20 protein-coding genes are annotated in these 25,039 nt (G+C 65.7%); 12 read left to right on the forward strand and 8 right to left on the reverse strand.

The genetic code is table 11. The features are described from left to right. Positions 1-66: 66 nt before the first annotated feature. Together ACFYOW_RS23080 and ACFYOW_RS23085 are read right to left on the reverse strand one after the other, a co-directional pair. The gene (locus ACFYOW_RS23080) at positions 67-2,079 is read right to left on the reverse strand and encodes a polyprenyl synthetase family protein (RefSeq protein WP_387291008.1); all 2,013 of its coding nucleotides are present in this window, start codon (positions 2,077-2,079) and stop codon (positions 67-69) included. 185 nt (positions 2,080-2,264) lie between these two features. Next, on the reverse strand, positions 2,265-5,696 hold the full coding sequence (locus ACFYOW_RS23085) for a protein kinase (RefSeq protein WP_387291010.1): 3,432 nt from the start codon (positions 5,694-5,696) through the stop codon (positions 2,265-2,267). Positions 5,697-5,934: 238 nt separating this feature from the next. On the opposite strand from ACFYOW_RS23085, the gene ACFYOW_RS23090 reads away from it, so the two are divergent. Together ACFYOW_RS23090 and ACFYOW_RS23095 are read left to right on the forward strand one after the other, a co-directional pair. Then, positions 5,935-7,308, forward strand: a complete 1,374-nt coding sequence (locus ACFYOW_RS23090; protein WP_387291012.1) for a glutamine synthetase — start codon at positions 5,935-5,937, stop codon at positions 7,306-7,308. 1 nt (position 7,309) lies between these two features. Next, positions 7,310-8,365, forward strand: a complete 1,056-nt coding sequence (locus tag ACFYOW_RS23095) for an amidohydrolase family protein (protein WP_387291013.1) — start codon at positions 7,310-7,312, stop codon at positions 8,363-8,365. Here the strand turns inward: ACFYOW_RS23095 and ACFYOW_RS23100 are convergent. After that, on the reverse strand, positions 8,362-9,102 hold the full coding sequence (locus ACFYOW_RS23100; protein ID WP_387291015.1) for a DsbA family protein: 741 nt from the start codon (positions 9,100-9,102) through the stop codon (positions 8,362-8,364). The genes ACFYOW_RS23095 and ACFYOW_RS23100 overlap by 4 nt on opposite strands. Positions 9,103-9,271: 169 nt before the next feature. Between ACFYOW_RS23100 and ACFYOW_RS23105 the strand changes: the two genes are divergently transcribed. Next, positions 9,272-10,495 carry an RtcB family protein gene (locus ACFYOW_RS23105; protein ID WP_387291017.1) on the forward strand — a complete coding sequence of 408 codons (1,224 nt, stop codon included), beginning with the start codon at positions 9,272-9,274 and terminating at the stop codon, positions 10,493-10,495. 722 nt (positions 10,496-11,217) lie between these two features. Here ACFYOW_RS23105 and ACFYOW_RS23110 read toward each other — a convergent pair. Then, on the reverse strand, positions 11,218-11,700 hold the full coding sequence (locus ACFYOW_RS23110) for a hypothetical protein (protein ID WP_387291019.1): 483 nt from the start codon (positions 11,698-11,700) through the stop codon (positions 11,218-11,220). 199 nt (positions 11,701-11,899) lie between these two features. Between ACFYOW_RS23110 and ACFYOW_RS23115 the strand changes: the two genes are divergently transcribed. Together ACFYOW_RS23115 and ACFYOW_RS23120 are read left to right on the forward strand one after the other, a co-directional pair. Next, positions 11,900-14,074: a RecQ family ATP-dependent DNA helicase gene (locus tag ACFYOW_RS23115; protein ID WP_387291021.1), complete on the forward strand. Its 2,175-nt coding sequence runs from the start codon at positions 11,900-11,902 to the stop codon at positions 14,072-14,074. Between the two features lie 115 nt (positions 14,075-14,189). Then, the gene (locus ACFYOW_RS23120; RefSeq protein ID WP_387291024.1) at positions 14,190-14,348 is read left to right on the forward strand and encodes a hypothetical protein; all 159 of its coding nucleotides are present in this window, start codon (positions 14,190-14,192) and stop codon (positions 14,346-14,348) included. Positions 14,349-14,376: 28 nt separating this feature from the next. On the opposite strand, the gene ACFYOW_RS23125 is transcribed toward ACFYOW_RS23120, so the two are convergent. From ACFYOW_RS23125 to ACFYOW_RS23140, 4 genes are all read right to left on the reverse strand, one after another. Next, on the reverse strand, positions 14,377-14,586 hold the full coding sequence (locus ACFYOW_RS23125; protein WP_387291027.1) for a hypothetical protein: 210 nt from the start codon (positions 14,584-14,586) through the stop codon (positions 14,377-14,379). 63 nt (positions 14,587-14,649) lie between these two features. Further along, complete coding sequence (locus tag ACFYOW_RS23130; protein WP_387291029.1) at positions 14,650-15,231, reverse strand: hydrolase; 582 nt, start codon at positions 15,229-15,231, stop codon at positions 14,650-14,652. A 3-nt stretch (positions 15,232-15,234) separates the two neighbouring features. Further along, positions 15,235-16,677, reverse strand: a complete 1,443-nt coding sequence (locus tag ACFYOW_RS23135; RefSeq protein WP_387291030.1) for an MFS transporter — start codon at positions 16,675-16,677, stop codon at positions 15,235-15,237. After that, positions 16,674-17,114: a MarR family winged helix-turn-helix transcriptional regulator gene (locus ACFYOW_RS23140; protein WP_387291032.1), complete on the reverse strand. Its 441-nt coding sequence runs from the start codon at positions 17,112-17,114 to the stop codon at positions 16,674-16,676. The genes ACFYOW_RS23135 and ACFYOW_RS23140 overlap by 4 nt, the downstream gene beginning before the upstream one ends. Positions 17,115-17,227: 113 nt before the next feature. On the opposite strand from ACFYOW_RS23140, the gene ligD reads away from it, so the two are divergent. The 7 genes from ligD to ACFYOW_RS23175 all read left to right on the forward strand — a co-directional run bounded on the left by ligD (position 17,228) and on the right by ACFYOW_RS23175 (position 24,753). After that, positions 17,228-18,184, forward strand: coding sequence for a non-homologous end-joining DNA ligase (gene ligD / locus ACFYOW_RS23145; protein WP_387291034.1), 957 nt, complete (start codon positions 17,228-17,230; stop codon positions 18,182-18,184). A 109-nt stretch (positions 18,185-18,293) separates the two neighbouring features. Continuing rightward, positions 18,294-19,250 (forward strand): D-isomer specific 2-hydroxyacid dehydrogenase family protein, encoded by a 957-nt coding sequence (locus ACFYOW_RS23150; protein ID WP_387291036.1) that lies wholly within the window; start codon positions 18,294-18,296, stop codon positions 19,248-19,250. A 209-nt stretch (positions 19,251-19,459) separates the two neighbouring features. Next, a complete protein-coding gene (locus tag ACFYOW_RS23155) occupies positions 19,460-20,446 on the forward strand; it encodes an alpha/beta hydrolase (protein ID WP_387291038.1) in 987 nt (328 codons plus the stop codon). Position 20,447: 1 nt separating this feature from the next. Then, complete coding sequence (locus tag ACFYOW_RS23160; protein WP_387291041.1) at positions 20,448-21,353, forward strand: SDR family NAD(P)-dependent oxidoreductase; 906 nt, start codon at positions 20,448-20,450, stop codon at positions 21,351-21,353. 50 nt (positions 21,354-21,403) lie between these two features. After that, the gene (locus tag ACFYOW_RS23165; protein WP_387291421.1) at positions 21,404-22,318 is read left to right on the forward strand and encodes a ferritin-like domain-containing protein; all 915 of its coding nucleotides are present in this window, start codon (positions 21,404-21,406) and stop codon (positions 22,316-22,318) included. Between the two features lie 38 nt (positions 22,319-22,356). After that, positions 22,357-23,880, forward strand: a complete 1,524-nt coding sequence (locus tag ACFYOW_RS23170) for a flavin-containing monooxygenase (protein ID WP_387291423.1) — start codon at positions 22,357-22,359, stop codon at positions 23,878-23,880. Positions 23,881-23,982: 102 nt separating this feature from the next. Beyond that, on the forward strand, positions 23,983-24,753 hold the full coding sequence (locus ACFYOW_RS23175) for a MerR family transcriptional regulator (RefSeq protein ID WP_063047106.1): 771 nt from the start codon (positions 23,983-23,985) through the stop codon (positions 24,751-24,753). Positions 24,754-25,039 lie beyond the last annotated feature (286 nt).

Genomic DNA, 25,039 nt, shown 5'->3' on the forward strand with positions numbered 1-25,039 from the left:
CAGATGCAGTGGCCCGGTATCCGTCCGGATGCTACCAAGCAACGTCGAAAAGCCCTGCCGGGATCACTAATTCGCGGCACGAGCCGAATTGGCGGCGGGGTAGTACACCTCACGGCGCAAGCGTTCCAAGTCCGGCGCGGCGGAATCCGAGCTCTGCATGTACCGGTCGGCGTGACGCGCCGTGAACGCGACATCCCTGATGTTCTCGTAGAGCGACATGTACTCCTTCCTTCGGCCGGAGAGACCGGGAAGTACGCGCAGGAGAGCGGGGAGGTAGCGGATCACGACGTCGATCCGAGCGCGTTTCTCGGTCAGCTGACGCTGCACCTGCTCGATGGCTTCACCACGGGTGCACCCGGTTTCCTGCTGGATGGCCCTGACGAGGTTGTAGGGGATATGGTCGACCTCGTCCCGATCGAATGACACCAGATCGTTCTCCGCCAAAACCACCCAGGAGAGAAGTTCTTCGAGACGGCGGAACACAGGGTGGGTCCGCAGCGTCGACGGCACTTCCCAGTCCTGGTGCACCTCCATAATGGCGGCAGCGATGTCGAACCCACCGGTCGAGTTCCGCAGCGGCAGCCAGTCGGCGATGGTGGGGACGTAGCGGTTGATGCGATGGTGCGCTTCGCGTTCGCAGGCTTCGAACCACGCCTCAACGCTGTAGAGGAACCGCTCCTGCCACTCGACGGTGCGCCCCTTGCGCAGGCGCGGCCACAGACTCGCCCATGCCGTCGCGATCGCGCCGGGCCTGCCTGGTTCCTGCGGATCCTGACGCAGCACAGCCACCAGACCATGCCGCAGCGCGGTGACAGCTGCTGGATCCCTCAACTGCGGATCATCGAACAGGTCATCCCACACAGCAAGCAACGCGGTCATGGCGGCGAAGAGCTGTTCATGATCCGCGTCCGCCGGGGCCAAGAAGTGTTGCGTCGGCAGCCGGAACACTCCTGACCACCTGTGATTGTGGTCGAACTCGGCCGGAGAGGAGACAAGGCCAGTATCGGCCATCCAGTTCCTCAGCCATGACATCGCCTGCGGCGAGACCGACTCGCCACCGGCCTCGGAAGGCTGTGTCGAGGGCCCCGAAACGACCGGGCGGGAACTTCGCCGATCGAGAACCGACCGGGTATAGCCGGTCATCACGTGGCGAACACGAGGGTCGACGGGCAGACAGGCAAGCTGATCCTGAGCCTGCTCGATGAATTTCTCGGCGACCGCCTGTGCCTCGTCCACGGCACCCGAGGCGATCACGAGCTCACGGGCGCGCGCGGCGTCTTCGCGCGTCATTCGCCGCCCCAGCAGGCGGGCAAGACGTTGGTCGCGAACAGCCGCACGGATCACGGGCAACGTGTAGATGCCCTCGAACAGATCCGTGTTGACCGGCTTACCCATTTCTTCGGCGGTCGAGGTCAAATCGAGAATGTCATCACACAATTGGTATGCGAGCCCGAAATATCGACCGAACTCGGCCAACGCTTCTACATGCTCGTCTGAACAGCCAGCCTGCATCGCGCCCATCCGGCACGCCAACGACAACAACGCCGCGGTCTTACCGCCGATCGACTCCAGATAGGACTGCTCACTGCGAGAGGCCACATACTCATCGGCTGCCTCGAGCACCATGCCCGCGCACATCTGCTCACTCACGATCACCGCCGCGGCAACCTCGCGATGGCCGAGTTCGACCAGCATGCGCGTGCCCGAGGTCGTCACGCAGTCCCCAGCCAGGACGGCCATGTGCGAACCCCACACCGCGTTGGTGCTCGGGCGCCCACGGCGCTGGTCGGCGTGATCGATGACATCGTCGTGATACAGCGACCCCAGATGTAGCAACTCCACCCCGGCGGCGGCGCGCACCGCCCGGTCATCGGCCGGGTTCGCGGGATCGGCGAGCAGGTAGTACGACAGCAACGTCAACGTCGGACGCACCAGCCGACGAGACGTGTCCGGCCCCTCCTCGGTGAGTGCGGTCAGCTCGGGGCGGCCGCGAAACTGTACCGGCCCGAGAACGTCACGGACACGGTCTAGGTCCGCATCCAGGTGCGGGAAGACAGCGGAATCTATCTCACGGGGCACGCGCGCTCTCCTGACTCATGGCATCGGCCATCTACACCGTTGATGCAGTTGAAATTTGACACCATAGCGCGCGAAAAATGTTGGTATCAGCGCATTTTGACGCCACCGTTACAGACGGTACGTCGTCTGCGCCTCTGCGGCCTGTCTCGGCCTCAGGGGCTTCGCATTTCGGCCGTGAGACACGATCAGATTCCGTCGATCTCGTTCAGGATTTGTCGCAGGAAAGGCCGGGGTGGCCGGTCGGGTGCGTCCGGGGCGGCGAGCAGGGCTTCCACAACCGGTCCGAGCGCGGGGGCGCTGTCCATGGCCACTCGGAGGAGACCGAGTTCGGCGCAGCGGGAAAGTGCCGGAGTCAGGCAAGCGATCGCCTGGTCGGTTCGTCCGGCGGCGGAAAGGCAACCGCCGTATAGCAATTGAGCCTGTAAAAGAGCGCGGGGGCGCGGTTGGGTACGGATTTCGGCGAGGATCTGTTCGGCGGCGGCGACGCAGCGTTCGGCGGCGGCCGGTGACTGTTGGGCGAGTACGAGACGAATGGCCGACTCGTGGGTGAGTTCGGCGGTGATCGCGAGCGGGTGGTTCGGTTGCCGCTGATACGCGGGCAGGCGCTCGAGCGTGTGCCGGTCTGCGTCGGTGATCGGCAGACCCAGTCGTACCCGCTCGTTCACGATGCGCGCGGTCAGCCGTGGCAGGGCGATATGTTCCGCGACCATTTGCCCCTCGTCCAACCGCCTCCGTGCGGCATCGAGATCGCCGCGCATTGCCACCAGCCTGGCACCGGTCCCGTAGGTGGCGACCAGGAATTCCATGGCGCCGACCGCGACGCCGGGGTCGGAAGTCAGCAACTCGGCGGCTTCGGTGTATTGCCCTTTCTGATAGAGCAACTCACCGAGCAGCCCGCTGGCCATCCGGGTCGCGTGGGATTGGCTGCCGGTATTCCGGGCGCGGGTGAGCGCGGAGCGGAACAGTGCCTCGGCGCCGGCGATGTCGAGTTCTTCGGCGGCGGCTTGGCCCGCGATGCAGGTGCCATAGACCACGCCGGCCGGGCCGTTGATGCGCGTCCGGTAGGGCTCGGCCCATACGTGCCAGCGGCGGGCCTCGGCGAAGTCGAAACGATAGAAGGCGGCCGCTTCCGCGGTGGTGGCCGCGACGCTGGCGAAGAACGGTCGTACCGGCTGCTGCAGCCATGCCTCGGCGGCATCCGGGAAATCCTTGAACCGATCCGTCACAAGGTATTCCGCGGCTCGCGTCACATCGGCCTGGATGCGCAGATCCGCGGTCCCGGGATCGTCCGGTGCGGCGGTTGCCAGTGCCGCGTCCACGCGATCCAGCGCGGTCCGGGTGGCGGCGGGGCGCTGCAGCGAGATGTTGGCCCAGGCCACCGACAGCTGCAGTTGCGCATCGGCAACCGTGATCGCGGCGGGCAGCTTCTTAACCAGGCCTAGGAAGGTTGCCATACGGGAATCTTCGATGAGCGTGTCGGCGTGTTCTTGCACCAGTAGTTTCGCCCGCTCGGCCGCGCCGGCCGCGAGTGCGTGATCCACGGCTTCGGTGAGCATTTCGTGCTCGGCGAACCAGGTCGACGCGATCAGATGGAGCTGTTCGAGCAAACCGGGGTGCTGCTGGATCAGTCTGCGGCGCAAGAAGTCCGCGAAGAGCGCGTGATACCGGAACCACCGCAGCTCGTCATCGACGCTGCGCAGGAACAGGTCTCGGCGCCGGACCTCCTCGAGCTGTTCCTGCCCGGACCGCACTCCGGTCAGTGCCTCGGCGAGATCTCCACAGATGGTGTCGGTGACGGCGGTCCGCATGACGAACTCGAGCATCGTCGGTTCGAGCTCGGCGACGACGTTTTCCATCAGGTATTCGCCGATGGCGTAGTGCTGCCCCGTGATCTGGTCCAGGTAGCCGCCGGGATCCTCCTTGCCGCGCAATGACAGTGAGGCGAGTTGCAGAGCTGCCACCCAGCCCTCCGTCGACTCGCGCAGCCGGTTGACGTCGGCGTCGGAAAGGTGCAATCTCTTCGCACCGACCAGGAAGTCGGTCGCTTCCCCGGAATCGAAGCGCAGTGCGGTCTCGTCGATTTCCACCAGTTCGTCCTGAACGCTCATGCGCCCCAACGGAAGACCGGTGCGAGTGCGGCTGGTGACGATCAATCGCAGGTAGTCGCCGCCGTTGTCGAGCAGGAACTCCATCGCGGCGAGGGTCGCCGGACTGGTCACCTGGTGCCAATCGTCGATTACGACGGCAACGGGCTCCGCACTGTCATGGATCTCGTTGATCAGGGCCGTCATCACCTGCTTCGCCGCGGCGGCGGAATGCTCCTCGAGAATCTGTGTCAGCTCGATCGCCAGCGTGGGACGAACCTGGCGAATCGCCTCCACCAAGTGGCTCAGGAACCACACGACATTGTTGTCGTCCTCCGCGATCGCCAACCAGGCCGCCCGGACGCCGTCCACGTCGAGCGCGTGCGCCCACTGTGCGGCCAGGCTGCTCTTGCCGAAACCGGCCGGGCCATGAATGAGGACCAGCCGCCTGGACTGTCCCTCCCGTAAGGTCTCCAGCAACCGCGGGCGGTTCACCAGCCGGCGCAGCGTCGTCGGTGGACGGAACCGGGTCTTCGGGGCCGATTGCGGCGGCAACGCGATTGCGGCGGCCGACATTGTCGACGGGATCGGCCGACCGCCCGCGACCGACACGGTTTCGACGGATCCGTCATGTTCCGGGGCGGCCATCGTGTCCACCGGCAGCCCGCAGGAGAACTGCGCGGTGCGCAACCGTTCGCCGAAGTCCCGGGCACTCGCAGGGCGGACGGCGGGGTCGGCGGCCATCGCGGCTTCCAGGATGGCGCACACCATTGCCGGTACGCCGGCGGATCGCAGGTCGGGGACGGGTTCGGAGGTGATGCGCACGAACTGCGCCACCATCGACTCGCCCGCCTGGCGCTCGAACGCGGCGTGGCCGGTGAGAGCCGTGAACAGCGTCGCGCCCAGCCCATACATATCGGAGAGAACCGACGGAGGTTCGCCGCGTATCACCTCCGGAGCCGTGTAGGCCGGGGTCCCCGCGACGAGCCCGGCCGCTGTCTCGAACGCGCCGCCGACGCGCGCGATACCGAAGTCCGCCAGCTGCGGTTCACCGTAGTCGCTGATCAGCACGTTAGCGGGATTGACGTCGCGATGGATGACACCGCAGGCGTGCGCGGTCGCCAGCGCGCCCGCCAGCTTCACGCCCAGGGCCAACACCTCCTGCCACGGCAACGGTCCGTCCGCGCGAATCCGCGCGTCGAGTGAGCCTCTGGGGTGGAAGGGCATCACGATGAACGGCCGGCCGGTCGGAGTGACGTCGGTCGTCAGCACCTGGACGATGTTCGGGTGGGCCGAGAACTTCCCCAGGGCTCGTTGTTCGCGCAGGAAGCGGGTCCGGTCCTCGTCGTCGACCGTGGATCCGAGAACCTTGACCGCCACGTCCCGATCGAGTGCGGCCTCGGTGCACCGGTACACGATGCCGAATGCGCCGCGGCCGATCTCTTGGGCATCGGCGAACCCGGCCGCAGCCAGTTCCGCTGCGATGCCGATAGTCAGGTCGCGTTGCGTCCCCTCGGCCTTGCCGTCGGACACCGACCGCTCACCCGATCACAGCCGCAGACTTCCCGGAAATTCGCGTTTGCGGCTGCCTGGCACTCCGACCGCACCGCGAGCGACTCATGTACTCACCTCTCGAGGCGAAAACCAGCTGGTCCCGACAGGTCGATCATAAGCCGCGACGACCGGAGCAGCGTGCCTGCCGTCGAACTGGCCGCGATGAGGTGGGCCGAGTCCGTCCCGAAGCGGGCGAGGGCGGATTATCTTGGGACTCATGCCCACCATGCCGGATCGGATACCGGCCGAGGGTGCCCACGATGCGTTGATCGGGCACCTCGAGGCCCATATGGTTGCCCTGACTTTTGTGGACAATGCGGGGATAACCAGGGTGAAGGCGGTGCCGAAGGGGCGGTTGGCACACGCCGCCAAATTCGGCATCGGAGTGTCGCCCTGTTTCGAGACGTTCACCTTCGATGATCTGATGTCGGTCGGGCGCTATCTCGGCGGACCCGATGGTGATCTGCGGCTGATTCCCGATCTGTCGCGATTGACCGAACTCGCCTGTCAGCCGGGGTGGGCCTGGGCGCCCGCCGATAAGTACACCCAGGACGGCACCCGCTTCGTCGCCTGTCAGCGCGCCTTCGCGACCCGGCAGGCGCAGGCGGCGCAGAACGCCGGGCTGCGGATTTCGATGGCATTCGAGACAGAGTGGTCGGTCGGGCGCGGGGATGTCGAAAACGATTTCGTCCCAGCGGTATTCGGACCCGCCTACAGCTTGATCCGATTGAGTCAGGTGGGCGAGTACGCCAGTGATCTCATCGCGGCGCTGGAGCGTCAGGAGGTCGCCGTCGATCAGTTCCATCCGGAGTACGCGCTGTCGCAGCTGGAATTGTCGGTCGCACCCAACGATCCGGTCGCTGCCGCGGATGACGCGATCCTGGTGCGGCACACCATCCGGCAGGTGAGCGCACAATACGGTTGGCGTGCGCTGCTCGCGCCGTGTATCGAGCACAGCGGTGCGGGTTCCGGTGCGCACCTGCATTTTTCGCTGCACGACGACCAAGGACCACTCTTGGCGCAGGGCGAGGGACCGCACGGGATGCGCCACGCGGGCGAAGCGTTCCTGGCCGGTGTGCTGCGGGAACTGCCCGCATTGGTCGCGATCGGCGCGGGCAATCCGGCGAGTTTCCTCCGGCTGCAACCCTCGCGCTGGGCCGGGGTCTGGCAGTGCTGGGGCCGGGAGACGCGGGAGGCGGCGCTGCGCTTCATCACCGGCGTGCAGGGCACCGAGGAATGGGCAGCCAATGCCGAGATCAAATGTTTCGACGCAACCGGTAATCCGTATCTGATCGTCGGCACGGTCATTGCCGCCGGACTCGCCGGTATTGCCGAAGAACTGCGGTTGCCCGCCGAAATCACCGGCGATCCAATGGGATTCGACGCCGAACAGCTCATGCTCTCGGGGGTGCGGCGGTTGCCGACCAGTTCGATGGAGGCCGCCGATGCACTCGCGGACTCCAAGGTGCTCGCCGAGCCACTCGGCGTCGAACTGCACGATGCGCTGCTCACGGTGCGCCGCGCCGAGGCCGAACGCTATCGGGATATCAGCCCGGCCAAGGTGATCGAGATGACCCGCTGGCGGTTCTAGCGTGCTCACCGATGGTGTCGCACTGACCGATCACCATTGTCACGGCGTCGTCGCCGCGGATCTGGACCGCCCGGGCTTCGAGCGACTGCTCGGCGAAGGGGAACGCGGCACCTTCGATTCAGCGATCGGTCTGGCGGTAAGACGTTGGTGTGCACCGGTTCTCGACCTCGAACCGCATGCCGATCCGGAGCGATATCTCGCGCGCAGGGCCGAACTCGGTTGGCGTGAAGCGACCACCCGACTGCTGCGCGCCTCCGGCACCACGCGGTGGTTTCTCGATACCGGATTCGGTGGTGGCCGAGCGGAATTCGCCGCGGTGGCCCCTGGCGAGGTGCGCGAGATCGTCCGGCTCGAACAGATAGCCGAACAGGTGATCGCCGAAGTCAGCGTCGCTACAATGCCTTTCGAGGACATCGAAACCACATTGCGCGGTCGGGCCCGAAATGCCGTCGGCCTCAAGACAATCGTGGCCTACCGCTACGGTCTGAACTTTCCCGTCACCGATACCCTGCCATCGACGATCATCCACGAACTGCGCCTCACCGATCCGGCGACGCTCGGCTGGCTGGTCGGACTCGGCGCTCGCATCGGCGCGGAATTCGGCCTGCCGCTGCAGTTCCACACCGGATTCGGCGACACCGATCTGCGGCTCCAGCACACCGATCCGCTGCTGCTCACCGACTTCCTGCACGCCACCGCGGGCTCCGGACTATCGGTCATGCTGCTGCACTGCTGGCCCTTCCACCGCAATGCCGCCTACCTCGCGCACGCCTTCGACCATGTGCACCTCGACCTCGGCCTGACAATCCCCTACGTGGGACAACGAGCCGCGGCGGTACTCGGCGAAGCGCTCGAACTCGCGCCGTTCCGGTCGATGCTCTACTCCTCCGACGGCTACGGACTCCCCGAGCTGCACTACCTCGGCGCACGGCTGTGGCGGCGCGGTCTCGGTCGCCTGCTGGACGAATGGATCGCCGACGACGCCATCACCCTCGCTGATGCCGAAGGGCTCGTCATCGCGATCGCCCGTGGAAACGCCGTGCGCACCTATCCCTAGCGTGCGGCGGCGATGGCAGCGTCGAGTCCGTTGGACAGCTGGCTGGAGTCGAGTTTCTTACCGTTGACGAAAACGGTCGGAGTGGCGTCGACGTCGCCGTTGAGGACCTGCTCGGTCTTGTCACGGAGATAGGTGTCGTACTTGCGATCAGTAATGCATTGGGCAACCGACGGGTCGGTGTAGCCCGCATTCTTGGCGATCTCGACGAGTTTGCTGTCGGGCAGGCCACTGCCGCCCTCGGCAGGCTGCTGTTCGAACATCGCGGCGAACCAGCCCTGATATTTCGAATGGTCCTGTCCGGCAACACAATACGATGCATTCGCGGCGCGCGAGGAGTACTGGGTGCTGGAGGCGCGGTCCAAGAACGAAATGACGTCGTACTCGATGATTGCCGTGCCGTTCTTGGCGGCGTCTTCGAGCGTCTTGGCGTTGCGTTTCTCGAATTGCTTACATGCGGGGCACTGCAGGTCCGCGACCACGCGAACGACGACCTTCGCATTCGAATCGCCGACGCGGACCGCACCGGTGGCGGTCACGCCCGCCGGGGTCGTCCCGGAACCGGCGCCCGCTGCCGTCGCGGCACCCGAAATGACGTTGCTCTTCTGCACCACGACAACGCCGACCACGCCCACGACAACGAACAGCACTGCGGCGACCGCCACCAGAATGACGACAGCGCGGTTGCTGGACCGCGACTCCGTCGGTGGACCCGCCCATCCACCCTGAGGGATGCTCACCGTAGTTTCACCATGCTTTCGCTCGCCGAAATCTCCGCCCCCCGCACGATAGCGGTTGCGACGCGCGGCGTGCTCGTCCGGTAACTGGCCATCGATAATGAAGTGCGCATGGACCTGCGGGAATCTAGCGTTGATGGGGAACAGACCAAAATCGGAAAGGATGCTTCCCATGTTTCCCGTCGAGCTGCGTGGCACCAGGGCGCAGACGCTCATGTGGGCCAACGAGCACGAAATCGAGCAGTCCGCGCTGCGGCAGCTGCGGAATATCGCGCAACTGCCATGGGTCCACGGCGTCCGCGTCATGCCCGACGTGCACCTCGGCAAGGGGGCGACCGTCGGCTCGGTGATCGCCATGCGCGATGCCGTGGCACCCGCGGCCGTCGGGGTGGATATCGGCTGCGGTATGGAGAGCGTGAAGACCGATCTCACCGCGGCCGACCTGCCGGACAATCTGCATTCGCTGCGCTCGCGCATCGAGGCGGCGGTGCCGGTGGGGTTCCAGTCCCATAAGAATGCGGTCGACGTTGCGAAGCTGGGCGCGCAGTTCGCCGCCTCTCATGGCGAGCTGGCCAAGCATGTCAGTGGCTGGGCACGTTTCTGGTCCGGGTTCGGCTCGCTGAATCCGGGCGTGCAGACACTGGAATCCAAGGCGCACAAGCAGATCGGCTCGCTAGGCGGCGGCAACCACTTCATCGAAGTCTGCCTGGACGAGCACGATTCGGTGTGGATCCTGCTGCACTCCGGTAGCCGCAATATCGGCAAGGAACTCGCCGAGCGGCATATGACGGTCGCGCGCGCACTCCCGCACAACCAGGACCTACCCGATCGCGATCTGGCCGTATTCCTTTCCGGCACACCGGAAATGGAAGCCTACCGGCGCGATCTGACCTGGGCGCAGGAATACGCCGCGCGCAACCGCGCGGTCATGCTGTCGCTCGTCTGCGGTGCCGTGCGCGCGGAATTCGCCGGGCGCGAGGTGCTTTTCGACGACCCGATCTCTTGCCACCACAACTATGTTGCGGAGGAGGAGATCGACGGTGTGCCGATGCTGGTCACCCGGAAGGGTGCGGTGCGGGCGGGCGCAGGCGATCTGGCGTTGATTCCGGGTTCGATGGGCACGCGCTCATATGTCGTGCGCGGCAAGGGAAATCCGGCCTCGTTCCAGTCGGCATCGCACGGTGCGGGTCGGCGGATGAGCCGGAATGCGGCGAAGAAGCAGTTCACCGTCGCCGATCTGATCGCGCAGACCGAGGGCGTGGAATCGCGCAAGGATGCGGGTGTGGTCGATGAGATCCCGGCCGCGTACAAGGACATCGACGAGATCATCGCCGCGCAGACCGATCTGGTCGATATCGTCGCGACGTTGCGTCAGGTGCTGTGCGTGAAGGGGTGATGCGATTCCCGAGCAGTCGTCGCACGCATGTGTTGCGAAGATCGTGGAGCGGCGGTGTATTCGGTTCGCGCTGCTGAAATGGACGCGCATCATGCTGACGAGCCCAACCCACGACTTCCGCTGATTCGGAATCCGCCGGAATGTCAACCTGCCAGCGACCGTGCGAGTACGGTCGGATCCGGGATCTTAGGCCACGGAGGAGGTTTGGATCATGTTCGGTCGGAAAAGGGACACTGTCCGTGCGGAGCAGGTCGTTCTCGGAATGAGTGAGGCAGAGCTTGTCGCTTTGCTTGGACAGACGAAACGACAGTCGAGTACCGAAGACGTTCTCGCGGGCTACAAGTTCGTCGCAGGCGGTTCGAAGCTACCTCGTCAAAGATTCTTGACCTACCTCAACAAACCGCGCGGATATAACACCGATCTGGTGGTGCAGGATGGTCGGGTCGTTCGTGTCCGGCAGACGTCGAGGCGATCGGGTGAGGTCATACGCGATGAAGAGGAGTAGGTCGCCCTACCGTTATTGTGGCGCGAAATGTTTCGCCACATCGCCAATAAGATCGAACACTTTGCGGTACAACGGGTTACGGTCGTCACAACAAGCTCCGGCACTTCGCGACGTCGGTTGACGAACACGGTCCGCGAACAGATTGCGGGACTTGCCGAAACCTTCTAGACAAGGACCAGCAGCCGAATTGCGGTGGGAGCAGCCGCAATTCGTCCGCTCAGCGCCGCCGCAGCGTCCCGGCTACGCCAGCGCCGATCAGGAGCACGCCGAGGATGAATGCGTAGCCGCTCGTCACCCAGGTGATCAGCGCTAACCGCATTTCGTCGGACAACATCGGTAGATCGTCGTGAATGATCCGCCAGGTGTCGTCCGGGAACAAGAAGTACACGAATCCCGGCACCGCACCCCAGACCAGCCCAGCCAGCACCGTGCCCGCCGGTGAGTACGCGGCGAGCGCGGCCACCAAGAGCAATAGCAGCGCCCCGCCGACGATCTGGAACGTCGATCCGGCCCGATTGGCCGCGGACCCGAGAATGACCCACTGCCGGGTATCCAGCGCCGCGTGCGCGGCAAGTCCGATCCCGACCGGCGTCACGACCAGACCGGTCAGTATGCCGAAAACGGTCCGGCCGAATCCACCGGTACTGCGGAATTGGGCACCGGGTGGCGACCAACCCGGCGGCGGCTCGTAGTTGGTCATGGCTGCCTCCTGCGCGGTCCCACGGTGCGGAGCAATCGTCTCATCCTATTGTCGGTTGCCCAGGGCTATTTCGCCGTTTCGGCCGCCCTGGCGGCGCCGGAGATATCGATGTCCACCGGTAACGATCGGGACCTTCGATCCCCCGAGCGGATACCGCGCGGCACGGTCGTCGGTATCGATGTCGGTGCCATCAGGCACGATGGAGCGCATGACCACCGCGGCCGGTACTTCAGCGATCGACCTCACCGCACCCGATCTGCGGGAACGGGCCGAGGAGCTGCTGCGCGACCTCGCGGGACCGCAGGCGAGACTGCGCGAGGATCAGTGGACGGCGATCGAGGCGCTGATAGTGCAGCGCCGGCGGGCCCTGGTGGTCCAGCGCACTGGTTGGGGTAAGTCGGCGGTGTATTTCATCGCGGCCAAGCTGCTGCGGCGGGCGGGGCGTGGGCCGACGGTGATCGTGTCGCCGCTGCTGGCGCTGATGCGCAACCAGGTCGCGGCCGCCGAGCGGGCGGGCGTGGTCGCGGCGACCATCAACTCCGGCAATGTCACCGAATGGGATGAGATCCACGATCGGGTGGCGGCGGGCGAGGTGGATGTGCTGCTGGTCAGCCCGGAGCGGCTGAACAATCCGGACTTCCGCGACCAGGTATTGCCAAAGCTGGCCGCCGACGCCGGACTGGTCGTGATCGACGAGGCGCACTGCGTCTCGGACTGGGGTCACGACTTCCGGCCCGACTACCGCCGCATCCGCACCCTGATCGCCGATCTCGGCTCCGATGTGCCGGTGCTCGCCACCACCGCGACCGCCAACGATCGGGTGGTCACCGATGTCGCCACCCAGATAGGTACCGACGCTGCGTCTACCCACCCCGCCGACTCCGTCGGCTTGCCACCCCCGTTGGTGCTGCGCGGCACCCTGGATCGCGAATCGCTGCACATGTCGGTGGTGCGTTTCGACGACGCCGTCGAGCGCACCGCGTGGCTCAGCGGACACCTCGACAAGCTGGCAGGCTCCGGCATCGTCTACACGCTCACCGTCGCCGCCGCGCACGACCTCGCCGACGTGCTGAATTCGCACGGACACAATGTCGCCGCCTACACCGGGCAGACCGATACCGCCGAACGCGAGGCGCTGGAGGCGGCGCTGCTGAACAACGAGGTGAAGGCGCTCATCGCCACCTCGGCGCTCGGTATGGGCTTCGACAAGCCCGATCTGGGTTTCGTGGTGCACGTCGGTGCGCCGTCCTCCCCCATCGCCTACTACCAGCAGGTGGGTCGTGCCGGTCGTGGCACCGATCGCGCCGAGGTGGTGCTGCTGCCCGGTCCGGAGGACGCCAGGATCTGGAGTTACTTTGCCTCCGTTGCCTTTCCGCGCGAACACATCGTGCGCTCGGTACTCGACGCACTGGATTTCGACCGGGCCATGTCGACCGTCGCGCTCGAGCCCATGGTCGAGCTGAACCGCTCGCGCCTGGAAATGGTGCTCAAGGTGCTCGATGTGGACGGTGCGGTGCGGCGGGTGCGCGGCGGCTGGATCGCCACCGGACAGCCGTGGGTCTATGACACCGAACGCTACGAACGTCTCGCCGCGGCCCGCGAGGTCGAACAGCAGGCGATGATCGACTATCAGCGCACCACCGGCTGCCGGATGCAATTCCTGCGCCGCCAACTCGACGATCCCGGCCTGCCCGCACTCGAAGCCGACGCGCCCGGCTGCGGCCGCTGCGACAACTGCACGGGCACCCGCCTGGATACCACCATCGACTCCTCGGCTATCGCCGCGACCCGCGCCCGGCTCGACCGTCCCGGCCTCGATCTCGCCCCGCGTAAGCAGTGGCCGACCGGGATGGCGAAACTCGGTATTCCGTTGTCCGGCAAGATCACCAACGGTGCGGAGACCGGACGTGCGCTGGGTCGGCTCACCGATCTCGGCTGGGGTCAGCGCCTGCGCGCGCTGCTGGACGCGCCCGACGATCCGGTTCCGGATGCGGTCTTCGACGCCTGTATCGCGGTGCTGCGCGAATGGAATTGGACCACGCGCCCGACCGCGGTCATGGCCCTCGAATCGCACCGCTATCCGGTGCTCACCGCGACCCTCGCCGCCCGCCTCGCCGAGGTCGGTCGTCTGCGTGACCTCGGCACCTTGCAATTGCGCCCGGACCGGCCGCCGGTGTCCGCCGCGAACTCGGCCCACCGGGTGGCCGGACTGTTCGACTCCTGGCTGATCCCGGACCTGAGTTCGGTGGATGGTCCGATCCTGCTCGTCGACGCACTCTCCGATACCGGATGGACGCTGACCGTGGCCGCTCATGCGCTGCGCAACGCGGGGGCACCGGCAGTGCTGCCGTTCACACTCGCCACGCAGACCTAGACTCACGTCCGCGAGCCCGATGTTTGCCGCGCTGGTCCGCCACCACAACTAACAAAGTGGCAAATATTTGGCTAACTAATGTTTCGGACCAGAATTATTCGGTCACGATATGCCCATGTACACGAACCTGCCCGCAAAACGGCTGTTAGAAGAGGTCAAAGCGCGGTACGGCTCCGCCGAGGCATTCTTCGAATCCTTGGACAGACAGCGCATCGACCCGATGGCCGACACCACCGAGCTACCACCCATGCCGGAACTGCGCAGGCCCGATTGATCCCGCGTCGGTGACTACCGGTCACGTCCTACTGGCGCGCGTCCGGTAGTCGAAGCGTCGGCGGGTCCGGCTCGATCCGCACGGTGTCGCTCAGGCTGGTATCCGGCGGTATCGGCCTGCGCGGCTCGCGGACGCCCGCGGCACCGCCACCGGCCTCACCGGGCCCCTGACCTCCACCGGCGGGCACCGCGCCCCGGCCGAACAGTCGACGAATCGCTCGCATCAGCTTGGTCATCATCTCGCCAGTGTGCGCCCGTTCGCTCCGGATGGCACCGGTGTTCACAACCGGCGAAGCCGCGGGTCAGCGGGTCGCGGCGAGCAGTTCGACGATCTCGGCGGTGCTGCCGGTTTCGCCGAGGCGCGGGAAGATCTTGCTGATGCTGTGCTGGTGCGCCTCGGCGTCCGAGTCGGTCATGGCGTCGACGGCCAGGGTGACGTGGTAACCGTGTTCGTGCGCGGCGCGGGCGGTGGATTCGACGCCGATGCTGGTGGCGATTCCGACGAGCACGATCTGGGTGATGCCGCGGCGGCGCAGTTGCAGATCGAGGTCGGTGCCGTAGAAGGCGCCCCAATTGCGCTTGGTGACGTGGATATCCTCCGGATGGCCGGTCAGCTCGTCCACGATCCGGTCCCAACCCTCGGGCGGATTTCCGCCCGGATACGGAAATTCATTGCGCCCCTTCACCTGATCGGCACCATCGAGCGCGAACGAGACGCGGACAAGCACGACCGGCAGGCCGTGCTCCCGGAACGCGTGGGCGAGTGCGGCGGAATTCTCGACGACTGCGGCAGCCGAATGCGGTTGGCGCGGTGCGGCGACAATGCCTTGCTGGAGGTCGATGACGACCAGGGCAGTGCGCTCGTCGAGTGTGGTGACCGGCATGAATTACCCTTTCTGAGCTGAAGTATCTTGGGCCATAACAAGATCAGGTGCAGTCGCATCCACCCGTGCGAGCGAGCGGTCGGTGAGCGTGACAATGACCAGCAGCACCGACACGACGAGCAGCAACAGTGCCAGCTCGTGCACTCCAGCACTGTCCGCGGCGTGCGGGAATACCGCGGCATTCGCCGCCGCCGCGATCAGCGCACCGAGATACGTTCCGGTGCGCAATAATCCGGCCGACGACGCCATCCGCGCCGGATCTGCCTGGTGGTACAGGGCATTCTGATTGGCGAGTCCGTTGAGCCCCTGCGGCAGACCGCTCAGCACACCGATCACCACGAGCAGCCATATCCCGGTGTGCGGACCGAGTAACAGCAGGCACGCACACGCCGCGACCTGCAGCAGACCACCTGCGACGAGCTTGCCGCGCACCTGGTGGCGCCGCCCGGTGATCGCGGTAATCGCGATGGCGCTCAACGACATCGGCAAAAGCACCAATCCGGCCACGGACGCACTCAGCGACCGTCCCTCCTCCAGCCATTGCGTAAAGCCGTACAGGAAGGCATAAGCCGTGACGAACGCGAGCACCTGCCGGCCATAGGTGGCCAGCAACGGCGCATTGCCGCCGAGCACCCGCAGATCGATGAACGGCTGGGCGGCGCGCAACTCCCGCAACACGAATCCGATACCCACCACACCGGCGAGCACGAGCAGATACCAGTGTGCGACAGTCGGTTTCATCAGAAAAAGCATCGCAGCGACCAGCGTTCCGGCGAACAACACCATGCCGGTGATATCCACGCCACCGCCCTGCCGTGCCCGCACGCTCGCGGGTAGTTCGGCCAACTTGGGCAAACTCATCCGCCCGAGCACCAGACAGGCCAGCGATAACGGCACATTGACGGTGAAGATCAGATGCCAACCGCCGACACCGATCAGCGCCCCACCCAGCGTCGGCCCGACCACCGCCATCACCTGATTGGCGATCGACAACATGGCGAGCACCCCGGCCGGGCTCTGCAACCCGGTGCGCTCGGATTCGCTGCGCAACAAGAACATCGAGGCCGGATACGCCGCCGATGTGCCGAAGCCGAGCAGCACCCTCGACAGGATCAGGACACCGAGCCCGGGTGCGAAAGCACCGAGCAGGCCCGCGATACCGACCAAAGCCGTACCGAGCAGATAGAGCGTGCGCGGTCCGTATCGGTCGACGAGCCGCCCGACCACCGGCTGCCCGACCGCGGTGGCCAGATACAGCGCCGACACCAGCCAGATGGTTTCCGATGGCGGCGCGCCGAACGCCTTGCCGATCGGCACCAGCGCCACCGCCAGCATCGAGGAGTTGATCGGATTCAGAATCGAGCCGAGAATCATCGGCGCGATCAGCCTGCGATCGAATCCCCTTACATCAGTGGATGATTCGGAGCGCTCTTCGACGGCCGTCATGATTGCGCCACATCGTCGAGCAGTGCCAGGGCCTCGAGGATGGTGCGCCGCTGCGCCTCCGTGTACCGCTCGTGCAGCGTGCGCGCCAACCACTCCTGACGCACCTGCCGGTCGCCCTTCAGTCGCTCACGGCCTGCGTCGGACAACGACAGCAATTGCCTGCGCCCGTCCGTGGGATCCGGACGACGCTCCACGAATCCGTACCTATCCAGTGCCGCGACGGTCATCGCCATCGACTGCGGCCGGACCCGTTCTGCCGCCGCCAGATCACTGGTGGAGGCCGCGCCGTCCCGATCCAAGCGACTCAGCACCGCCGCCTGCGAAGGGGTGAGGTCGTCATCGGCGGCCAGTTCGCGCAGGCGCCGCCGCAGCCTGCCGACGACAACCCGCACCTCACTGGCGGCTCGGACGGCCGATTCGGAGATCTTCTCGTCCATACCATCGACTCTAATTTATCCAGTCTCAACTGTACAGTTTTAGCTACACAGTTTGGCCTGTATATCCCGTGGGATGCGGGCAGCGGCCCCACCGAGCCGTTATCGTCGGACACGTGGCCAGTAAGTCCGCGTCGCCCGCAGTCGAACTCGATGTCGGCGACCGCACCGTTCGCATCACCAACCCGGACCGGATCTACTTCCCGGAGTCCGGCGCGACCAAGCTCGACCTGGTGCAGTACTACCTGAGCGTCGGCGACGGCATCGTCCGCGCGCTGCGGGACAGGCCGTGCATGCTGCACCGGTTCCCCAAGGGGCTCGCAGGCGACAAGGTGCATCAGAAACGACTGCCCGCCGGCGCGCCGGACTGGATTCCGACCGTGCGCGTCTTCTTTCCGCGCTACAGCCGACATGCGGACGAACTCTGCGTGGACAAGCTGGCCGATGTCATCTGGGCGGTGCAGATGTCCACCGTCGAGTTCCATCCGTGGAACTCGCGCCGCGATGACACAGAGCGCCCCGACGAATGGCGCATCGACCTGGACCCGATGCCGGATTGCCCGTGGTCGCGGGTGCAGCGAGTCGCGAGCGTCGCGCAGGAAGTGCTCGACGAGCTGGGCGCGGTCGGCTGGCCGAAAACCTCCGGCGGCAAGGGCATACACATCTATGTACGCATCGCGCCGGAGTGGGGTTTCACCGAAGTTCGCCGGGCGGCGCTGGCCTTCGCGCACGAGGTCGAGCGCCGCGCACCCGACGATGTGACCACCACCTGGTGGCGCAAGGACCGCGATCCGAAACTGCTGTTCGTCGACTACAACCAGAATGCCCGCGACCACACCATCGCCGCCGCCTATTCAGTGCGCGGCGTCCCGGAGGCGACGGTCTCGACCCCTATCCGCTGGGACGAGATACCCGACGTCGACCCGCGCGACTTCACCATGAAGACGGTCCCCGCCCGCTTCGCCGAATTCGGTGATCTACACGAGGGCATCGACGAGGCGGTGTTCCGCATCGACCAACTGCTGGAGTGGGCCGAACGCGACAATCTGGACGTCGACCTCGACGAAGACTGACCGCAGCCGAGTGGCCACGGACCGGACAAAAGACACCGGTGCTACGGTTCGCTTCGAAGTCAGCCGCAGGCGGCATGCCAGTGGTTTTGCCCGCGTCAGGAGGTCGTCCATGAGCCCCACCGAGGTTCCGGTGCCGGTCGCGATCGGCCCGTCGACGCCGGCGCCGACGTTGCTGCGCAAGGCCGTGGTCGAGGGCGGCGCGACCGTCGCGGATCTGCCGCAGGCTCGCGCCTTGATCTGGGCGGGCGGGCCAGGTGAATTCCCGGACGAGTTGCCGCCGTCCGTCGAATGGGTGCAGTTGCCCGCGGCCGGTGTCGAAGACTGGTTCACCGCGGGCATTCTCGCTCGGCATCCGGAGGTTCGATTCACCTCCGCCGCAGGCGCTTTCGCCGCCAGCGTGGCCGAACACGCACTGATGCTGCTGCTCGCCGGAGTGCGCTATCTGCCGGAGCACCTGCGGGCGGGCAGTTGGCGACAGTACGATTTCTTCCCGCATGTCGGCACACTGCACGGCAAGACGGTGACCGTTGTCGGCGCCGGCGGGATCGGGCGCGCGCTGATTCCCATGCTCGTCCCGCTCGGCGTGCACATCATCGCCGTCAATCGCTCGGGCCGCCCGGTGACCGGACCCGGCATCCCGGACACCGTCGAGACCCTTCCGGCCGAACATCTCGCCCGTATCTGGCCGCGCACCGATCACGTAGTGATCGCCGCACCCGCGACGCCCGAGACGAAACACCTGGTCGGAGCCGAGGAACTGGCCCGGCTGAAGCCGTCTTCCTGGGTGATCAATGTGGCGCGCGGCAGCCTCATCGATACCGACGCACTGGTGGCCGCACTGGCCTCCGGCGCGATCGCCGGCGCCGGACTCGATGTCACCGATCCCGAACCGCTGCCGGACGGCCACCCGCTCTGGGTGCTGCCGAATGCCATTGTCACACCGCATGATTCGAATCCCCCGCAGCTGCGGCTCGCGGCTTTCGCGGACCATGTCGGGGCGAATGTGCAGCGCTTCACCACCGGGCGCGATCTGCTCGCTCCGATCGATACCGAACGGGGTTACTGACCCGCCCAGGCCCCAGGTCGGTGCCGGCTTCGGCTACGCGCACTGGTGATCCACCGCGGGGCGCTTCAGGACCCTGTCGTGAAGGCTGAACGGTCAGCGCCGCATTCTTTCCGACTTGATCGAGACCTGGCCCATAATGGCCGCGCCGTAAACCGCCTGTTTTAAATGTGCCATTGACAACTGGCACATTCATGCCTGACGCTTAGGTCATGACAAGGTCAACGAGGACCTCGGTCCCCGGCGTTCCTACGGTGCCGTCGGCACGGTCCAGACTCGCTGCCGCGGCATGCGAGATCGGGCTGCGGCCGCTGAACAATGCGGTGCCCATGAACGCACCGGGAGTGTGGTTCGCACGCAAGCTGATCGCGACGATCATGGCTACGGCGGGTCCGACGCCGCGTGGCATATCCGTCGTCCAGGTCAGGTCCGGCGCTGTTCGCGGCGAATGGGTCCGCGCGCCCGGCGTGGATTTCGGACAGCGCGCCATCTACTACATTCACGGCAGCGGCTACGTCCTCTGCTCGGCCCGCACCCACCGCGGCTTGGCCGCACAACTGTCCAGGAAGACCGGACTGCCGGTCTTCCTCACCGACTACCGGCTCGCGCCGGAGCATCGGTTTCCGGCCGCCGCCGATGATGTCGAGGCCGGATACCGCTGGCTGCTCGACCGCGGTTTCACCGCAGAAGACCTGGTGATCGCCTGCGATTCCGCGGGTGGGCATCTGGCGCTGGATCTGCTGATCGAGAACGACCGCCACGCCCGGCCGCAACCCGCCGCCGTCGCGATGTTCTCCCCACTGATCGATCTGACCCTCGGTTTGGCCGCTGAACAGGAACGGCGGCAACGGGATCCGGTCATCTCGGCCCGCGCGGCCGGTCGGCTCCCGCACGCCTACACCCGCGACCTGCCCGCCGACGCACCGCGCTTGCGGCTCCGAATTCCGCCGGGCATGGCCATGCCGCCGCTGCTGATCCAGGCGGGCGGCGCCGAAATGCTCTGCGCCGACGCCCGACACCTGCACGCGATGGTGCGCGATGCGGGCGGCGACTGCGCACTCGAGATCTGGCCGGGCCAGGTGCACGTCTTCCAAGCGTTGCCGCTGCTGGTTCCGGAGGCGGACAGGGCATTGGATCGGGCCGCCGAATTCCTGCGTACCGCACTGATTTCCCAGACCGTCACGAAGAAGGTGAGCTGAGATGTTCGGACTGGAAAGGCTCATTCCGATCGGTATCCGACCGCGGCGCAGCCACGGCGCCCGCGCGGTGGTGACCGGTGCGGGCAGCGGTATCGGCCGGGCCTTCGCACTCGAAATCGCCGAACGCGGTGGACAGGTGATCTGCGCCGATATCGATGAATCCCGCGCCGATGAGACCGTCGCCCTCATCGAGCGCAACCATCCAGGTGCCGCGCATGCGTTCCGCTGCGACGTTTCGCGGCGCGAGGAGGTGGAAGTGCTTGCACGCTTCGCCGAATCGCTGTTCGAACGCCCGGTCACGCTGGTGGTCAACAATGCCGGTGTCGGCATCGGCGGAAAGCCGGTAGGCGAAATCGGTTTCGACGACTGGGAGTGGGCGCTCGGCATCAACCTGTGGGGTGTGGTGCACGGATGCGAGATCTTCGCACCGAAACTGCGCGCCGCCTCCCGTGGCGGCATCATCAATGTCGCCTCCGCGGCCGCCTTCGCCGCCGCACCATCGATGGCGGTCTACAACGCGTCCAAGGCCGCGGTGCTTTCGCTTTCGGAGACCATGGCCGCCGAGATGAGCGGCAGCGGAGTGGCGATCACCGTGCTGTGCCCGACCTTCGTCAAGACGAATGTGGCTCGCGACGGCCGCATTACACCGCAATCGGCCCGATTGGCCGACACCCTCATGCGCCTGACCGGCTTCTCCCCCGACAGCGTCGCGCGCACCACCCTCGACGCACACGACCGCGGGCAGCTGTATGTGCTGCCACAACTCGACGCGCACCTCATCTGGCTGCTCAAGCGCTACTTCCCCGCCCAGTACACCTATGCCCTCGGACTCCTGGATCGGCTACTGCCACAGGAGAACTCGACCACCACAGACCGGACCTCGGTCTCCGACAAGACGGGAGTCTGATCATGGCCAACGCTGGCCCTTTCGAGCGACCCGCAAGCGATCGCAACGGTATGGACTTCGACGACATGCTCCGCAAGATCAAGGATCGACAGTGGGCGCTGGCCGATATCGACTGGGATGCCCCCGGCGCGGAAACGATTTCGCCCGAACTGCACGCGAAACTCAAGCCGTTCATGGCCGATCTGATGTGGATCGAGAATGTCGGTGCGCGCGGCTTCGCCGCCATGGCGAAGAAGGCGCCGACCGAAACGCTGCGCGAGATCTACCGCTACTTCCACGCCGAGGAGCAGAAGCATGCTAATGCCGAACTCGCGCTGATGCGGCGCTGGGGCATGCTCGACGGCGATGAGATTCCGCAGCCGAATGTGAACGTCAAGCTGGTCATCGACTTCCTGGACCAGTACTCCGACGATATGTCGCTGTCGTTCCTCGGCACGGTGATTCCGATGCTGGAGGTGGCGCTGGACGGTGCGCTGATCAAGTTCATCATGGACGAAATCGAGGATCCGATCTGCCAGGAGGCCTTCAAGAAGATAAATGCCGACGAATCCCGGCATCTGGCTGTGGATTTCGCGGTGATGGATCTGCTCGGTCACGCACAGATGCGCAAGCTGCTCATCGATCTGGTCGGCGGGTGGGCCAAGCCGACGTTCATCATCGGCGTGCTCAGCTATGTGCCGCTGCTGAACAAGATGCGCGACAACATCGTCGAGATGGGCGTAGACGAGGAGAAGTTGTATTCGGCGCTGAAGCGCTACGCGAATGTCGGCGAGCGCAGTGAATTCGCGCGCAGACTGCCGATGTATCAGATCGTGAAGATGCACGGCGGCTGGGTGATCAACCGCGGCCACCCCTATCACCTGCTTGCCGACGCGCTGGTCAAGATCACCGCCCGGGTGCCGAAGCGGCTGCTGCGCCCCCAGCCGACCTGGTCCAAGGAACTCACGTACGAGCCCGCGGCATGACGAAGGACGAGATGAATACAGCATCGCGCAGCGATTCGATGAGGGGCGGCGGCCGGGCGACGGGTGGGCAAACCTTGGATGTCGCCATTATCGGCGGCGGATTCGCCGGAATCGGCGCCGCGATTCGCCTGAAGCAAAAGGGAATCGGCGACTTCGCGATCTTCGAACGCGGCACCGCGATCGGCGGAACCTGGCGCGACAACACCTATCCCGGAGCGGCGTGCGATATTCCGTCGCGGCTGTACTCCTACAGTTTCGCGCCGAATCCGGATTGGTCGCACACCTACTCCGGCAGCGGTGAAATCCTCGGCTATATCGAGTCGATGGCCGCGAAGTTCGGACTGCACAAGCACTTCCGCTTCGGCCACAATGTCACCGGAATCGCGTTCGACGAGGACGCCGGGCTCTGGCACATCACGATCGAGGACCGGGCGGAGGCCATCCGCGCCAGGGCGGTGGTCTTGGCATCCGGGCCGCTGGCCAACGCGAGTCTGCCGAGCATCCCCGGCATAGAGGAGTACCGGGGGCACAAGATCCACAGTGCCCGTTGGGATCACGACTACGACTTCACCGGTAAGAAGGTGGCGGTCGTCGGCACCGGGGCCAGTGCGGTGCAGATCATTCCGGAGCTGGTGGAGCGGGCGGCCTCGGTCAAGGTGTTCCAGCGGACGCCGGGATGGGTGCTGCCCCGGGTCAATCGGCGCACCACCCCGCTGACCAAACAGCTATACCGGCGGGTGCCCGCGGCAGAATCCCTCTCGCGTCTGGCCTGGTTCTACGGGCATGAATCCGTCGCGCTCGGCGTGGTGTGGAATACCCCGCTGACCAGGGTCGTCGAATTGGTCGGGCGGGCCCAACTGCGCAGGCAGGTGAAAGATCCGTGGCTGCGCCGCCAGCTCACCCCGGACTTCCGCGCCGGATGCAAGCGACTGCTGATGACCGACGACTACTACCCTGCCCTGCAACGCGACAACTGCAAGCTGGTCACCTGGCCGATCGCCCGCATTGCCGAACACGGCATCCGCACTGCGGAAGGTGTTGAGCACCAAGCTGATTGCATCGTCTTCGCCACCGGATTCGATGTCTCCAAGACGGGCACACCCGTCCCGGTCGTCGGCCGGGACGGGCGGGTACTGGCCGAGGAGTGGCAGCGCGGCGCGTATGCGTACAAGAGCATCGCGGTATCCGGGTACCCGAATCTGTTCTTCACCTTCGGGCCGAATTCGGGGCCGGGACACAATTCGGCGCTGGTGTACATGGAGGCCCAGATCGACTATCTGGTGAGCGCGATCGGCACCATCCTGGACCGGGATCTGCGCATACTCGATGTGCGCAAGGACCGGCAGGACCGCTACAACGCGGCGATCCAGCGGCGCCTGGGCAGCACCACGTGGAACTCCGGCTGCCGCAGTTGGTATCTCACCGAGGACGGGTTCAATGCGACCATGTATCCGGGTTTCGCCACCCAGTACGTCGGCCAGCTGCGGACAGTGAACCTCGATGACTACCACTCCGTACCGGCCGCGCGCACGACGGAGCAGCGGATCGCGGCGGTTTCCTAGGTGACGAGTACCGGTGGTCGGGACGCTAGACTCGGTCGGTTCGAAGACCGTGTTCCGGCCGCCGGTGCAAGCGTGCCCTAGTCGCTATGGGAGGTGATATCGGTGCCGGAGTACCGGATCGATGATCTCGCCCGCGCCGCGGGCACCACGAGCCGGAATGTGCGCGCCTACCAGGAACGCGGACTGCTACCGCCCCCGGTCGGCAAGGACGGGCGCGCCAGCATCTACGACGATTCGCATCTGGAGCGGCTGCGACTCATCGACGCGCTGCTGCAGCGCGGCTTCACCACCGCCCATATCGCCGATTTCATCACCAGCTGGGAAACCGGCAAGGACCTCACCGAGGTGCTCGGCCTGCAGCACGCGGTGACGGCCCCCTGGGCGAAGGACGAAACCTTCGAGGTGCCCCGCGAACTGATCGGGACCATTCTCGGCACCGATACCGACGAACTCGTCGACCGGCTCGCGGAGATGAAGCTGGTGCGGATCGAGGGCGATACCGTCGCCTTCACCGATACCGCACTGCTCACCTCATTCGCCGAACTACACGAATACGGCCTGGAACTGCGCACGCTGATCGAGATCTACGCCAAGGTCGCCGACCGCATCGATGACATCACCCACATCATGATCACGGCCGCCAAACAGCACATCGTCGACGAACACGGGCCCGGCTGGCTGCCCGAGACCAGCAGCGAAATCGCCGACACCACAACGATGCTCAACAAAATGCGCGAACTGGCCGTCGCCTCGGTGCACGCCACCCTGGTCCGGTCGCTCGATGTCACGCTGCGCCGCGAGTTGGGCGATTACCTCGCCACCGCCGCGGAGCGCGAACGCGGACGTACCGGTTCATTGCCCGACGCGCCTTGACCGCCAGCGAAATTCGCTGGGGTGCGCGTTGGTTTCGAGGGTTCACGCCGCCGATTGTCCGAGCTCGGGCCGACCGAGCGTTTCGGCCCGACAGGCTCGGTGCTCGGGGCACAGATAGGCAAATCCGGGCCGGATGAATGCCGGGTCCAGTCGCTGTGCGAACGTCAAGTTTTCGCGACGCCAGCAATCGCCGCATACCACTGTGTTCATGTGGCACCTCATTCCGCTCACGGGACGTGTGACCAAGGATTCCCAATTCCGGCGAAATCAACGCCGTGTGAGCCCA

It is taken from the genome of Nocardia sp. NPDC006982 (assembly GCF_042869435.1).
In the GTDB taxonomy this organism is placed as follows: domain Bacteria; phylum Actinomycetota; class Actinomycetes; order Mycobacteriales; family Mycobacteriaceae; genus Nocardia.